The organism is Martelella alba (genome assembly GCF_005217455.1).
In the GTDB taxonomy this organism is placed as follows: domain Bacteria; phylum Pseudomonadota; class Gammaproteobacteria; order Enterobacterales; family Enterobacteriaceae; genus Acerihabitans.
On sequence record NZ_SZPQ01000166.1, the window covers coordinates 1 to 694 of the forward strand.

Here is a 694-nt window from a genome sequence, read left to right on the forward strand (position 1 = left end):
TAGTAAAAAACCGCGTAAAGAAACAGATATAGATTTATCAAATGAGCATGTAATAACGTTAATTGAATTATTTTCGCACATACCTGAACTCGAAGAACTTCTTAGAATGGTATCAGACACATCTATTAATTGGCTTACATTTCGTTATGATTCAGATGCAAATGGATCGTTTCGTTTTAACACTGAAAGGAAGCGAGGTTCATACGTTTCAATTAATGATATATCCTGCTCGAAAACCATTGATGATATTGCAAAGTTAGACCTCCCTATTGAACAAATAGAATATATACAATCAGAACATCCGGGGCTACATTTTAAAGCTTTAGTTAGGCATCCTAATGATGAGTTCTGGCACGAAGTTATAAAACAACATCATAGCCCATTCACTGAGTCTAGCTATATCATACCAATATTCGGTGGAGTTTCTGAGTATAGATGCATTACAACCGTTATTTTATATGCACTGTCAATATTAGTTCGATATCGTCCGAGTATATGGCGGGAAGTTGCATCTGGAAAATATGAGGATTATCTAGCTCTCACAGATGAATTTTTATCTGTATTTGAAAGACTAGCCCCGGAAAAATTTCTTGAGGCTTTATTGGATTCAAAAGTTAGGGTCGTTCAGTCAGGATCTATGTTTGCTCACATATAAAATCATTTAGCAATAAGAAAGCTGGCCGACGGTCGCCTA

Annotated in this window: 1 protein-coding gene; it reads left to right on the forward strand. The window is 35.7% G+C overall.

Translation table 11 applies throughout. The features are described 5' to 3' along the window. Positions 1-655 (forward strand): YaaC family protein (locus tag FCN80_RS26600; protein ID WP_230492993.1); only part of this gene is annotated, 655 nt, incomplete at its 5' end. Between the last annotated feature and the right edge of the window lie 39 nt (positions 656-694).